The organism is Flavobacterium sp. UBA4197, assembly GCF_002379575.1.
Classification (GTDB): domain Bacteria; phylum Bacteroidota; class Bacteroidia; order Flavobacteriales; family Flavobacteriaceae; genus Flavobacterium; species Flavobacterium inviolabile.
Genome location: NZ_DFUB01000026.1, coordinates 58040 through 72658 on the forward strand (window position 1 = coordinate 58040; position 14619 = coordinate 72658).

Annotated in this window: 11 protein-coding genes; 3 read left to right on the forward strand and 8 right to left on the reverse strand. The window is 40.5% G+C overall.

From position 1 onward, the window contains the following. Positions 1 to 1806, reverse strand: coding sequence for an excinuclease ABC subunit UvrC (uvrC, locus tag B3394_RS14465; RefSeq protein ID WP_273245985.1), 1806 nt, complete (start codon positions 1804 to 1806; stop codon positions 1 to 3). A gap of 126 nt (positions 1807 to 1932) precedes the next feature. Here uvrC and B3394_RS14470 point away from each other — a divergent pair, with 126 nt between their 5' ends. Both B3394_RS14470 and B3394_RS14475 read left to right on the forward strand, forming a co-directional pair. Then, entirely contained in the window at positions 1933 to 2907 is a 975-nt protein-coding gene (locus B3394_RS14470; RefSeq protein WP_273245984.1) for a succinylglutamate desuccinylase/aspartoacylase family protein, read from the forward strand. Continuing rightward, positions 2900 to 3478, forward strand: coding sequence for a 5-formyltetrahydrofolate cyclo-ligase (locus B3394_RS14475; protein WP_286925928.1), 579 nt, complete (start codon positions 2900 to 2902; stop codon positions 3476 to 3478). The genes B3394_RS14470 and B3394_RS14475 overlap by 8 nt, the downstream gene beginning before the upstream one ends. Before the next feature lie 30 nt (positions 3479 to 3508). Here B3394_RS14475 and B3394_RS14480 read toward each other — a convergent pair whose 3' ends face one another. The 6 genes from B3394_RS14480 to B3394_RS14505 all read right to left on the reverse strand — a co-directional run bounded on the left by B3394_RS14480 (position 3509) and on the right by B3394_RS14505 (position 12379). Then, positions 3509 to 4711, reverse strand: a complete 1203-nt coding sequence (locus tag B3394_RS14480) for a hypothetical protein (protein ID WP_286925930.1) — start codon at positions 4709 to 4711, stop codon at positions 3509 to 3511. A gap of 74 nt (positions 4712 to 4785) precedes the next feature. Then, the gene (locus B3394_RS14485; RefSeq protein ID WP_177731125.1) at positions 4786 to 5379 is read right to left on the reverse strand and encodes a lipoprotein signal peptidase; all 594 of its coding nucleotides are present in this window, start codon (positions 5377 to 5379) and stop codon (positions 4786 to 4788) included. Positions 5380 to 5463: 84 nt separating this feature from the next. Next, positions 5464 to 5844 (reverse strand): TraR/DksA family transcriptional regulator, encoded by a 381-nt coding sequence (locus tag B3394_RS14490; RefSeq protein ID WP_177731123.1) that lies wholly within the window; start codon positions 5842 to 5844, stop codon positions 5464 to 5466. Between the two features lie 8 nt (positions 5845 to 5852). Beyond that, the gene (gene ileS, locus B3394_RS14495) at positions 5853 to 9257 is read right to left on the reverse strand and encodes an isoleucine--tRNA ligase (protein WP_286925940.1); all 3405 of its coding nucleotides are present in this window, start codon (positions 9255 to 9257) and stop codon (positions 5853 to 5855) included. Positions 9258 to 9349: 92 nt separating this feature from the next. Continuing rightward, positions 9350 to 10063 carry a DNA repair protein RecO gene (gene recO, locus B3394_RS14500; protein ID WP_273245974.1) on the reverse strand — a complete coding sequence of 238 codons (714 nt, stop codon included), beginning with the start codon at positions 10061 to 10063 and terminating at the stop codon, positions 9350 to 9352. A 24-nt stretch (positions 10064 to 10087) separates the two neighbouring features. Beyond that, the gene (locus B3394_RS14505) at positions 10088 to 12379 is read right to left on the reverse strand and encodes a two-component regulator propeller domain-containing protein (protein ID WP_286925942.1); all 2292 of its coding nucleotides are present in this window, start codon (positions 12377 to 12379) and stop codon (positions 10088 to 10090) included. A 225-nt stretch (positions 12380 to 12604) separates the two neighbouring features. Between B3394_RS14505 and B3394_RS14510 the strand changes: the two genes are divergently transcribed. After that, positions 12605 to 13396 carry a THC0290_0291 family protein gene (locus B3394_RS14510; RefSeq protein WP_177731115.1) on the forward strand — a complete coding sequence of 264 codons (792 nt, stop codon included), beginning with the start codon at positions 12605 to 12607 and terminating at the stop codon, positions 13394 to 13396. Between the two features lie 69 nt (positions 13397 to 13465). Here B3394_RS14510 and B3394_RS14515 read toward each other — a convergent pair whose 3' ends face one another. Continuing rightward, on the reverse strand, positions 13466 to 14611 hold the full coding sequence (locus B3394_RS14515; RefSeq protein WP_286925944.1) for a cystathionine gamma-synthase: 1146 nt from the start codon (positions 14609 to 14611) through the stop codon (positions 13466 to 13468). Positions 14612 to 14619 lie beyond the last annotated feature (8 nt).

Consider the following 14619-nt stretch of genomic DNA (forward strand, 5'->3'; position numbering starts at 1 on the left):
TTACTTAGTAGCATTGGTTGCCTTGTAAAATTCGGTAATTTTTTTGGCTTTTGAAAGCCCCACAACGTCAGAAATTTCTTTTTCCGTTGCCAAAGTCAATCTTTTAACAGATTTAAAATGTTTTAGTAACGCAATCATCGTTTTCTCGCCAATTCCGGGAATGGTTTCCACCGAAGTCTGCAGCGCACTCTTGCTTCTTTTATCCCTGTGAAAAGTGATTCCGAAACGATGCGCCTCATTTCTAAGATGTTGTATCGTTTTTAGTGTTTCCGACTTTTTATCCAGGTACAAAGGCACCGAATCACCCGGATAATAAATCTCTTCCAGTCTTTTGGCTATGCCGATAATTGCAATTTTACCTCTCAGTCCCAAATCGTCCAGACTTTTTAACGCCGACGACAGCTGCCCTTTACCGCCATCAATGATGATTAGCTGCGGCAACGGTTCGTTTTCGTCCAAAAGGCGCTTATACCGCCTGTATACCACCTCTTCCATTGAAGCAAAGTCATTGGGTCCTTCCACAGTTTTGATATTGAAGTGGCGGTAATCTTTTTTACTTGGTTTTCCGTCTTTAAACACCACACAGGCGGCAACGGGATTCGTTCCCTGGATATTGGAGTTATCAAAACATTCTATATGCCGTGGTTCCACCGGCAAACGCAGGTCTTTCTGCATCTGCGCCATAATCCTGTTGGTATGGCGGTCCGGATCTACAATTTTAATTTGTTTCAGCTGATCCAGACGATAGTATTTCGCGTTGCGTTCCGACAGGTCCAGAATCTGTTTTTTATCGCCCAGTTTCGGCACCGTTACCCGGATGGCCTCGCCCATATCTATTTCAAAAGGCACTATTATTTCTTTTGAATTGAGGTGAAAACGCTCGCGAAGTTCCACAACAGCGAGTTCCAGCAGTTCCTGGTCGGTTTCTTCCAGTTTCTTTTTCAGCTCCATCGTGTGCGAACGGACAATCGCCCCGTGCGAAATCTGAAGAAAGTTAATATAGGCCATACTTTCATCGGAAACGATGGAGAAAACATCGATATTGGATATTTTCGGATTTAAGATCGTCGATCTGGACTGGTAATTTTCCAGCACTTCGATTTTCTCTTTTATTTTTTGAGCTTCTTCAAACCGCATGTCCATTGCCAGTTCGGTCATGTGTTTTTTAAAGTCTTTTAAGCTTTCTTTAAAATTCCCTTTTAGAATTTCGCGAATGGCATTGACATGTTTCTGATAATTTTCCAGCGTTTCATATCCTTCACAGGGTCCTTTACAGTTACCGATATGGTATTCCAGGCAGACTTTAAATTTTCCGCTGTCAATATTAGCTTTACTCAGGTCGTAATTACAGGTTCGCAGCGGGTATAATTCCTTGATTAGCTCCAGAAGCGTATGTACCGTTTTAAAACTGGTATAGGGACCGAAGTATTCCGAGCCGTCCTTTACCATGTTACGGGTTGGAAATATTCTCGAAAAAGGTTCTTTCTTGATACAGATCCAGGGATAGGTTTTATCGTCTTTTAGCAGGACGTTATACCGCGGCTGTAATTTTTTAATCAGGTTGTTTTCCAATAAAAGCGCATCGGTTTCCGTAGGCACAACGATGTGCTTGATCGATACAATTTTTTTAACCAGTACATTGGTTTTTGCCGTATCGTGGATTTTATTAAAATAAGAGGAAACTCTTTTCTTTAAGTTTTTAGCCTTCCCGACATATAATATTTTTCCGTCTTTATCATAATATTGATATACCCCGGGACTATCGGGTAATGTTTGTATTTGAAGTTCTAAAGAAGGAATACTCATTGATGCGGTTCTGTTTTATCGGAATTTAATTCAAAATTACGAATAACATTTCTGAAAAGCGAAAAACAACCCACAACTTAGCGCCGGTACGCTATAATTGTATATTTTTATCTTTTGATTACAATTATGAATTACCAGCATAAGGATATTACCATCCTAAAAGAGACTGTTTTACCGGGTGAAAGCAAGACCATCAATATGGAAATTGCCAAACTTCACACGATGACAAAATTAAAAATCCCGATTATCGTTGAACGCTCCAAAGTTCCCGGTCCAACCGTTTTATTCACGGCCGGCCTTCATGGCGATGAAATTAACGGAACGGAAATTGTCCGGCAGTTGATTATACAGAAAATCAACAAACCGAAAAGCGGCACGGTTATCTGTATTCCGATTATCAATGTTTTCGGATTTGTGAACAAAACCCGGGAGTTTCCGGATGGGCGGGATCTGAACCGCGTATTTCCGGGCAGTAAAATGGGTTCGCTTGCCAGCCGTTTTGCCTATTACCTGCTAAAGGAGATCATCCCGCATGTGGATTATGCTATTGATTTTCATGCCGGCGGCGCCAGTCGTTTTAATGCCGCACAGATCCGGATCATTCCGGATAACAAGGAGTTAAAAGACCTGGCCGATGTGTTTCATGCTCCTTTCACGCTGTATTCCAAAAACATCAGTGGTTCTTTCCGCAATTCCTGTCATAAATTAGGGGTCAAGATGTTACTGTTTGAAGGCGGAAAGTCAAATGATTTTAATGACGAAATTACTTTACAGGGCGTTGAAGGTGCCAAAAGGATTTTACATCATTTTGACATGCTCAACGGACGAAAGAAAACGCATATACCCGAAGACAAGAGCATTTACATTAATAAATCCAGCTGGATCCGCGCCAAATATTCCGGAATGTTTCACGGTCATACCAAAGTGGGCCGTTATGTGGAACGCGGTGATTTACTGGCAACCATTTCCGATCCGTACGGCAAGATCGAGCACAGGCTCAAAGCACCCAATTCGGGCTATATCATCAATGTAAACGATGCTCCCATAGTGTACCAGGGAGATGCTATTTATCATATTTCAACTTCCCTCAGCAATGAATAAAAAAGCGCTTCGAAAAAAATATAAGGAATTACGCCGGCAGCTTTCGCCGGATGAAGTGGAAGAGCAAAGCCTGGCTATTGCCAACAGGCTGCTGCAACTGGACATCTGGGATAAAACTTATTATCATTTATTCCTGCCGATAACCGAGCACAAAGAAGTTGACACCGAATTTATCCTGCAGATACTGGCCGGAAAAGACAAAGACATCATTATTTCGAAATCGGATTTTGAAACCCGTAAAATGACACATTTCCTGCTAACCGACAATACCCGGATCAGGAAAAACGAGTACAATATTCCGGAACCGGTTGACGGGATCGAAGTGCCTTCTTCCAAAATAGATGTGGTTTTTGTACCGCTTTTGGCATTTGACACAAACGGGCACCGCGTAGGCTACGGAAAGGGCTTTTACGACACTTTCTTAGCCGAATGCAGGACAGACATCATCAAAGTAGGGCTTTCCTTTTTTGAGGCCGAAGCAATCATTCCTGACACCATTCCACAGGATGTGCAACTGGATTATATCGTTACGCCTCATCAGACATACTCAATAAAAAAGGGTGATCTTTAATCACCCTTTTTTATATTATCTGCAAACCCGTTAATACCTGCGGATTGCTCTTACTTTTTTTCCGTAGCTTTTATACTCCCACTCATTTATACTGGAATATTGCGTGTCATACGATTGCGCCTGATCCATGTTTTTTTCCGTAGACGACCAATATTCCCTTGGTGAAGCCGTTGGAATCGTATATGCCCCGACAGAACTTAAATAAAAGATTTTTAATTCTTCAATAGATGGTAAAAACCAATCATTAAGTCCGTTTACCGAATAGGCATCACAAACCTTTGCTGCCGTACCGTTATTAGTACATACCGACAGGATTCTTAGCGTATTCTCTAATCCGGAACCCACAATTGCCTGTGTCTGTCCTATTATTGATCCATAACATCCCCAGGCCATAACATTGGATCCGTTATAAGTCAGATCATTCGGAGCTGCCTCCAGGTAACGCCATCCATTAGTTGTCTCTCCTTTATCATAAAACACATAACCTCCTGAAGCACCTATCTGACCTGCCGTTTTAAAACTTACTTCATTTCCATAGAACACTTCCCCATTATAATCTTTGCCATAACTTCTCACATAGTACACTGTATTCATGATCAATCCCTGTACTACTCTCGAATAATCACCCAAAGCATTAGGATCTGTCACCATACCCGTCATATTTACACTTGTCCCGTTTGTCAAACTTGGATTTGGCGAAGTACTGTAACAAAAGCCTTTTTCGGCCACATTACCATAATGCGAATCATTCGAAATGACATTCCCGTTAAAAGAAGCTCTGTTAGTATATATTTCCTTTACAGCTGTTGTCGCCAGCGAATATTTGAGCGGTGTAGTCATTGTAAGATTATTTCCGTAAACTATTCCGGTTCCGGTAACAGCATAGGCTCTCACATTATAGACACGTCCGCCAAGATCCAGTATATCCGTATATGGCGTAATTTTAAAGAAATTTCCGGTTCCGGATCCATCAGCTGCAATGTAGTTTGTTAAATCCTTGGTTGGATTAGTATTATACCCCCAACAGAATCCTCTTTCGTGGTAACCATCACCTAATGACTGCACTGTAGCATTAAACTGAATATTTCCGCTGGGAAATGTAGTTGCCAATGTAACCAGTACAGGCGGTACAGCAGGCGTTGGCTCAGGATTTCCCGGGTTTCCTACAGAAGAATCGGAACTACACCCAATAAAGATTAAGAGAAACAATGAAAACAGTATTATTTTTTTCACAATAATTCATTTTAAATTTAAGGTGCCAAAAATAAAAAATCCTCCTAATAAAACATAAAATTCTTACTTTTTTTCTATTTTCCGAAAGCTTTTTTATTAAATACGATCAGAATCCCTACTCCCACCGATATTGCCATATCGGCTACATTAAAAATAGCATTGAAGAATGTGAAATGCTTACCGCCCCACAATGGCAGCCATTTGGGCAGGTTACCTTCCCAGATAGGGAAATACAGCATGTCTACTACTTTTCCGTGAAACCACGTTCCGTAAGGGTTGGAAGCAAATAATGATGCCGGTTCATGGAAGCTGTCGTTAAAGATAACGCCGTAAAAAACAGAGTCAATAATATTCCCGAAAGCTCCGGCTAATATTAAAGCCACCGCTACAATCAGGTAATTCGAACTGTTCTTTTTCACAGAATCATACAACCAGTATCCGATACCGCAAACTGCTACAATTCTAAAAAGTGTCAGAAATAATTTCCCATAAGTTCCCGGAATTTCAGCTCCCCAGGCCATACCTTCATTTTCAATAAAATGAATTCTAAACCATTCAAAAACATAAACCTCATCATTCAATACAAAGTTTGTTTTGATATAGATTTTAGACAGCTGATCAATGATCAAAACCAATATGACTAATAAATAGGATTTTCTTAAGGACATTTTTTATAATTTGAGCACAAAAATAAGAGAATTATTGATATAAAAAACGCTCCATACGGAGCGTTTTAAAAGATTTTGAAAAGATTAACGTTGTAAATTCTTCGCTTCAATACTCATTGTAGCATGCGGAACTAATTTCAATCTTTCCTTGTTTATTAATTTTCCGGTTACCTTACAGATACCATACGTTTTATTTTCAATACGGATTAACGCATTTTTTAAATCTCTGATAAATTTTTCCTGACGGATAGCCAGTTGTGAATTCGCTTCTTTAGACATGGTTTCGCTACCTTCTTCAAATGCTTTAAAGGTTGGTGACGTATCGTCTGTACCATTATTAAGGTCATTCATGTAGGCGCTTTTAATCAAATCCAAATCCGCTTTTGCTTTTTCCATCTTTTTCAAGATTAATTCTTTGAACTCAGCTAAATCAGCGTCGGAATATCTTATTTTTTCATCCACCATAATTTCTTTTATTTTGAAATTAATACTCTTGTTTTAATGTCATCAAACTCAATTTCTATACCATTGTTGATGTTTTCTTCAAAAATTAAGGCTTCGGTTAACGTTTCTGACTTTATATAGGACTCATTGCTCAAGATTGCATTTTCTAATTGCACATTTTTTTGCAGATGAACTTTAATTTTATCCGTTACTTCAAATCCCGAATCTTTTCTGATATTCTGGATACGGTTAACTAACTCTCTGGCGATTCCCTCTTTCCTTAACTCATCAGATATGGTAATATCTAATGCCACTGTAATCCCTCCGGAATTTGCTACCAACCAACCCTCAATATCCTGTGAAGAAATCTCTACATCTTCAGTTGTTAAATTAACACTTTTTTCTGAGATAACAAGCGCCAGGCTGCCTTCTTTCTCCAATTGACTGATCTGCTCCTGAGTGAATTTTTGTATCTCACTGGAAATCAATCCCATATCTTTACCAAAGCGCGGTCCTAAAACTTTAAAATTAGGCTTGATTTGTTTTACCAATACCCCTGAAGCATCGTCTAAAAGCTCAATCTCCTTAACGTTTACTTCCGCTTTAATCAGGTCGGAAACCGCCTCAATTTCAGAACGTTGTTCTTCGTCAAGTACCGGAATCATTACCTTTTGCAATGGCTGACGCACTTTGATCATTTCCTTTTTACGCAGGGATAAAACCAGTGAAGAAATCGTTTGGGCTTTCTGCATTTTGCTTTCTAACGATTTATTAACAAAGTTTTCAACGTATTGCGGAAACTCGGCCAAATGTACACTATCATATTGTTCCGACTGTGTTGCCTGCGTTAAGTCTCTGTAAAGTTTATCCATAAAGAAAGGAGCAATTGGCGCACCCAGCTTCGAAACGGTTAACAAACAGCTGTATAAGGTTTGGTAGGCCGCGATTTTATCCTGGGCATATTCTCCTTTCCAGAAACGTCTTCTGCACAAACGCACATACCAGTTACTCAGATTTTCCTGAACGAAATCGGATATTGCCCGCGCCGCTTTTGTAGGCTCATAGTCTGCATAAAACTCATCCACATTCTTCACCAATGTATTCAGTTCCGACAGGATCCAACGGTCAATTTCCGGTCTTTCTTCCAGCGGCACTTCCGCTTCCTGGTATTGGAAACCGTCAATGTTCGCATACAAAGAGAAGAAAGAATAGGTATTATAAAGGGTTCCGAAGAATTTACGTCGCACTTCTGCCACCCCTTCAATATCAAATTTCAGGTTATCCCAAGGATTCGCATTCGAGATCATGTACCAACGCGTAGCATCCGGACCATATTCTTTTAAGGTTTCAAACGGGTCAACGGCATTTCCTAAACGTTTGGACATTTTCTGTCCGTTTTTATCCAATACCAGTCCGTTAGAAACTACGTTTTTATAGGCTACTTTATCAAATACCAGCGTAGCGATGGCATGCAAGGTATAAAACCATCCTCTGGTCTGGTCTACTCCCTCAGCAATAAAATCTGCCGGGAAAGCAATATTGTTATCCACCAGTTCTTTGTTTTCAAACGGGTAATGCCATTGTGCATACGGCATCGAACCACTATCGAACCATACGTCGATAAGATCGCTTTCCCGTTGCATCGGTTTTCCGTTTGGCGAAACCAGCGTGATCGTATCCACGATATTTTTATGAAGGTCTACCAAATCGTAGTTCTCTTCACTCATATTATCGATTTCAAATCCTTTAAACGGGTTTTCCGTTTGCAATCCTGCAGCTATTGCTTTTTCAATTTCCGCATATAATTCTGCTACCGAACCGATTATCAGCTCTTCCGATTTGTCTTCCGTTCTCCAGATAGGCAACGGAATTCCCCAATATCGGGAACGGGATAAGTTCCAGTCGTTTGCATTTTTCAACCAGTTTCCAAAACGTCCTTCTCCGGTTGCTTTCGGCTTCCAGTTGATCGTTTCGTTAAGGTCAAACATTCTATCCTTGATTTCGGTTACCTTGATAAACCAGGAATCCAACGGATAGTATAAAATAGGTTTGTCCGTTCTCCAGCAATGCGGGTAACTATGGACATATTTTTCTACCTTAAAAGCTTTATTCGCTTCTTTCAGCATGATGGCAATCTCTACATCAACGGAACGTTCCGGAGCTTCACCATCGTTATAATATTCATTCTTTACATATTTACCGCCCATCTCGGTTCCCATCTGTTTGATAAATTTACCTTGTAAATCTACCAGTGGAACCGGGTTTCCGGCATCATCCAATACTAACATCGGCGGCACTTCCGGCACTGCTTCTTTTGCTACTTTAGCATCATCCGCACCAAATGTAGGCGCCGTATGTACAATACCGGTACCATCTTCTGTGGTTACAAAATCACCTGGGATGACGCGGAAAGCGTTTTCCGGATGCTGATACGGTAATGTATAGGCTAACAATTGTTCGTACTGCGTTCCTACTAAATCTGCTCCTTTTGCTTCTGCCAGTACTGCATACGGGATCTTTTTATCTTCCTGTTTGTAGTTTTCAAAATCGGCATCACTTTCTGCCAGGAAATATTTCCCTGCAAACTGTTTTGCCAACAGCGGTTTTGCCAGGATGACATTTACCGGTTCGAACGTATACTGGTTGAAGGTTTTTACTAAAACATAATCAATTTTAGGACCTACCGTTAAAGCGGTATTGGACGGTAACGTCCATGGCGTAGTTGTCCATGCCAGGAAATGGATCGTTCCGAAACCTTTTAAAAAGTCCGGTAACGTTTCTTCTTTTGCTTTAAACTGTGCTACTATTGTTGTATCGGTAATATCCCGGTAACTTCCCGGCTGGTTAACCTCATGGGAACTCAGTCCGGTACCTGCTTTTGGCGAGTACGGCTGGATGGTATAGCCTTTGTACATCAGCTCTTTATCATAGATCTGCTTTAACAGCCACCAAACGCTTTCCATATATTTGGATTTGTAGGTAACATACGGATCTTCCATATCTACCCAGTAGCCCATTTTTTCGGTCAGGTCATTCCACACGTCTGTATAACGCATAACGGTTCTTTTACACGCTTCGTTATATTCTGCAATGGTAATCCTGGTACCGATATCTTCTTTCGTGATTCCCAGTTCTTTTTCCGTTCCTAACTCTACCGGAAGTCCGTGAGTATCCCAGCCCGCCTTACGCTTTACCTGGAATCCTTTTTGAGTTTTATAACGACAAAAAATATCCTTAATGGAACGTGCCATCACGTGGTGAATACCCGGCAATCCGTTTGCTGAAGGCGGTCCTTCAAAAAACACGAATGGCTGGTTTCCTTCACGCGAAGTGATACTCTTTTCAAAGATGTTTTGCTCTTTCCAAAAATCAAGCACCTCAGATGCTACTGTTGGCAAATCAAGTCCTTTGTATTCAGTAAATTTCGTACTCATTTTGTCGTTTTTTCTAATCAATTCGCGAAAGTACGGATTTTTGAATAATTCTTAGTTAAGACAATTAGAAAATAGCAGCTTGCAAAGCCTTTTTAGGAAAAAACTTCTTTGAGCACATCCAGTGACCGGGGTTTTTTAAAACCGTCAAAATGAAAAGTATAATAATCGAGTAGTATTCTAAGTAGTATTTGCCTTTCCATTCCGTTAAACACCTTCTGATCGCTGTCGAATTTCAGGTCTTTGAGCTTTTTGAAAAGCCGGGTTTCGTGTTCGGAAAGACAGCTTATTCCGTGAAAGGGCACAAACATGCCTTCGGTCATTTCAAAAAAAGGCAGCCCGTCATCCGAAGTATCCGGATAAAAACCTAAAAATTTGGTCATTTCCAGCAACAGCATCAGGTGGAAGTTAGCAACCTCATCGTGATTGTCCAGCCATAGCAAGGCTGTTTCCAGAAAGGAGAAAAGGTTCCCGTTTCTTTCTTCTTCCTTGATGGTATTGTGCAGCATCTCGGAAAGAAACATGACAATTGTACTTTTTACAATATCAATATTAATGGAAGCATACGGCGTTGAAAGTTTGATTTCCTTAAAACGCTCCAACGTTCCTTTGTTCTTATGACTCGCTTCTATTTCCAATAGTGTCAGCGGCTGAAAATAGGCTATTTTCTGATTGCTCTTTTTACCGGAAAAGGCACTTTGCACAAAATAGGATTTCAGTCCGTCCGATTCCGTAAAGCATTTTACGATCAGGCTTTTTTCCTGATATTTAAGGGCACTCAGAACGATTGCTTTTGTTTTAACAAGCATCTTTTACTGTATTGGAATAAGCCATTAACGGATAATCATTACTTTTTTCACTTTTGTTTCGGCACCGTCATCAGAAGCAATAAAAATCATGTAAACACCGGAGGCTACTTTATATTTTCCGAATGCCGTAGTATCCCACATCACCGTTCCTCCCTGCGAAGTGGTTTCAAAAACCAGGTTTCCTTCAATATCGGTGATTTTCACATTGGCTTTGTCAATCAATCCGCTGATGTTTACTTCGCCGCTAAATCCGGGACGTACCGGGTTAGGAAACACATATACATTGTTCAGGTCATCATTGGCCTTTGTTGCCGTTCCTTTAAAAGAAACCAGCCCTTTATCGGTGGCAAAAAACACTTCTCCGGTGACGCCGTCAATTTCAATATCGTTGATATTGTTACTTGGCAACGGTGAGTTTTCTTTTGTAAACTTGTGCAGTACACTTTGTCCGTTTGGAGAAACCTGAAAAACACCGGCATCTGCAATCGCTATCCATTTATTATTGGACCCGTCCACAGCAATATCCGTGATACTCTGCTGATAGAAAAGCTCCTGAGCCAGATTGTCTTCCAGAATGATAATCGCATTTGTTGTTAGTGTTGTTTCAGTTAAAAACCGATCGACACTCGGCAATATTCTCAACCCTTTATAGGTACCGATCCACAATTGGTTCTTCGTATCGATTGCCACTGCTCTCACATCATTATCCGGAAGATTTCCCTCATCGGCACCTGTTTTGATCAGTATAAATTTGTTCCCGTAGTTTTCATTAAAGGCAATCACCCCATTATATAAAGACGGGATCCATTTGGTATTGTTCTTATCTACAACAATAGTACTGTAACTATCGTCTTTGGGCGCTACCGTTACATTGCTCAAATCGTAAGAAGCCCATTGGTTATCGGTCTTTAAAACTTTTAAGCCTTTGTTGACCCTGCTGTTTGTCATCCACAGGTTTCCTTTTTTATCAAAAGCCGGTCCGTTTACCCTTACATCATTAACCGGCGGCGGCAACAATGATTCCAGTCCGTTTGTTCCGGTATTCAAATTGGTGTAAAGAGCGGACAAACTGTTGCCTTCTATCTTTAAAAGTCCGGAATAAAAGGAACTTACAAAAACCTGGTTCTCGTTATTCGGGTTAACCGCAATACGGCTCAGTGATTTTGCCTCTGCCAGGTTTTCATAGGGAATTAACGACCAGCCGACATTGTCCACAAACTTACTGATCCCGTAAGAATCCAACGGATACGGATTATAGGTTCTGGTATAATCTCCATACACTGCCCATAAAGCACTCGGCGCTTTTTTCAGTGAAAAGATCCTGTTTTTAAAAGGTCCGTTCGGGGTGTTATTCTCAAAGCTCATCGGGTTCAATACCGTTGTACTGAACATTCCCCTGTCTTTTGTCCCGATAAAAATATTGTTCCCGGCAGCAACAGCACAGGTAAAGGTTGTTACGACATCCGGAATCTGGGTAATATGCGCCTGCAAGACCATTACATTATCAAAAACATAAACATGATTTGCCGAGGTATACACCAGTTTATCATTGGCAGCCTTAAAATCGACAGCCTGTTGTCCGGTGGTATAAACTTCCTGGATGGCCGCATTGGTATAACTGTAAATACGGTTATTGGTATTCGCCAGGAATAATTTATTGTTTAAGGTCACCGCTCCCAGCCAGCTTCCGGAATCAAATTCCTGCCATTGTGCAAAATCCACTAAATTGGGATTCCCCACACTTGCTCTACGGATACCATTATTCCGGGTTACGGCATAGATGAAACCGTTAAATATAGTGGTTTGCAAAACTTCCACTTCCTGTCCGGCCGGACCAATAAAATAGGTATCACCAAACTCTGAAGTGGCAAGATTGTACACACATACTCCGAAATCGCAGGAAATATAAAGCTTTCCGTCACTTTCATACAGGTGGTTTATTTTTTTCTTATTGGGTGCTATTGAAGGCTTGTTCACAATATCCACAACATTAAAAATGCTGCCGTCCGCTTCATTGACAATCAGCAGCAAGCCGTTATTATTCCCGACAAATGTTTTATTCTTCGTGACACTAAAATGCAAAGCCGTTATCGTTTCGGCTTTAAGTCCGTTAATTGATGTGGTGGTCTTCAGTTCATTTGTAATCAGGCTTTTCGAGAAAACCGCATTTTCAGAAGACGTAAAAACCCGTATTGGAGTTGCTGCAATATCAGTTACTTCCGCATACGAAAAAAAACCTCTCCACAATTGATTTTGCTGGGCGAATGAACTAACAGTGGTAATCAGTATTAAAAAAATATAAAGTGTTTTTTTCATTAACGGAATATTGATTTACAAATATAGACTAAAACGCAATTATTTTCTCTTTTGTATAATTCTTATCACAAAGATTCACTATCTTTAAAAAGAAGGATTGTTTTGTTAACCTCAAAGCAACATTTTGGTTTTATCCATTATATTTTCAACATATTATCATTTTTTTATTACGGTGAAATATGTTTTTATATATTTGTCAAGAAAAGTTATTATTTTTTAGTGAAAATGCCTAGAAAAATTGTAAACCTCCTATTAGCTCTGGCTTTAGGAACCAGTTATTCCGTAAAAGCTCAGTTTGGTTTTTCTCATGAAATTGGGGTTATCGCCGGTCCTGTGGCTTTCCAGTCTGATTATGGAGAAAGAAGCGATTTTAAAACCGATGCCGGTAATACCGGTTTTGGAGTTGGTATTGTGCATTATCTCAACTTTTCATACCGCGCCGAGTGTAATTGTTATACTCCTGAAACATATTTCAACGATCACTTCAAACTTCGTACAGAATTATCATACAGCAAAACAAAACTGAAACATTTCGGGCAATGGGTACAGGACAGCAAACAGTCTGTTATGGCCAATCAGCTTAGAGGGATGCGAGGTTCGACTGCTGTAACCGACGTTGGAATGCAGCTGGAATATTTCCCTTTGAGTATTCGTGATTTCTCCGTTACTCCGGGTGCATGGGCTCCGTTTGTGAGTCTGGGTGCACATTTCAGCTTTTACGATACCGAAGCGTATTCTACTTTAGGGCCAAACCTGGGTACCAATCCTAATGTAACGCCTACAAAATATATGGGCGCTGTGAAAAATGACGGTGGCAATGCATGGTCAATCGTTTCCAGTGTCGGAACACGTTATAAACTAACGGAATTATCGGATTTAATGATTGATTTACGTTTCCAGTATTATTTCTCCAACTGGGTTGACGGTTTAAATCCTGATCCGAACATCTACACAGAAAACAAAGCAAACGACTGGTTAGTCTGGTTAAACGTAGGTTATATCTACTACCTGAATTAACAGTACACGATAACAATAAAAAAACCGGGAGAGATTCCCGGTTTTTTTGTGCTTGTATTTTAATGGCGCTTATGCTAAAGCCTGTTTTAAGTCTTCGATAAGATCATCGATATCCTCTACCCCAACGCTCAAACGTACCAGATCATCCGAAATACCAATTTCCTTACGTTTGTCTTCCGGTATCGAAGCATGCGTCATTAAGGCCGGATGGTTCGCTAACGATTCTACTCCGCCTAATGATTCCGCCAAAGTGAATACTGCCACTTTTTCAAGGAAGTCAATCGCATCTTCTTTCTTGCCGGACTTGAACGTAAATGTTACCATTCCGCCAAAACCGCCAATCATTTGTTTTTTAGCAATTTCATGAAAAGGATGTGATTCCAGTCCAGGGTAATACACTTTTTCAACCTTAGGATGGTTCACTAAAAATTCCGCTACTTTAGCACCGTTTTCACAATGTCTCTGTACTCTTAAATGCAGGGTTTTAATTCCTCTTAGTACCAGGAACGAATCCTGTGGTCCTAATGTGGCTCCGGTTGCAAATTGCTGAAAATGCAATTGGTCACCCAATGCTTTATCTTTCACAATCAACGCTCCGGCAATCACATCGGAGTGTCCTCCTAAATATTTTGTAGCCGAGTGCATTACAATATCCGCTCCCAGATCCAATGGTTTTTGAAGATAAGGTGTTGCAAACGTATTATCGACTGCAAAAATGATTTTATGTTTTTGCGTAATGGTTGCAATAGCTGCAATATCGGCCAGTTTCATCAAAGGATTCGTTGGTGTTTCCACCCAAACCAATTTGGTATTGGCATTAATCAACGATTCGAATTTTTCCAGATCATTCATATCCACAAAATGGAAAACAATTCCGGAATCTTTATAGATACGGGTAAACATTCTGTATGTTCCACCGTATAAATCGTCCATTGCAATTACCTCATCACCTGCTTTTAACGATCTCAAAACGCAATCGGTAGCCGCAAGACCTGAAGAAAAAGCCAAACCGCGTGTTCCGTTTTCAATACTGGCTAAGGCATTTTCCAAAGCCGTTCTTGTAGGATTCGCCGCACGGCTGTATTCGTACTCATTCAAAGGCACACCAGGACTTGTCTGTACATACGTAGAGGTCTGATATACAGGCGGCATTACAGCCCCTGTACTGGGATCATGGTGCTGACCACCATGTATAGCTTTTGTATTAAATCTCATAAATCTGT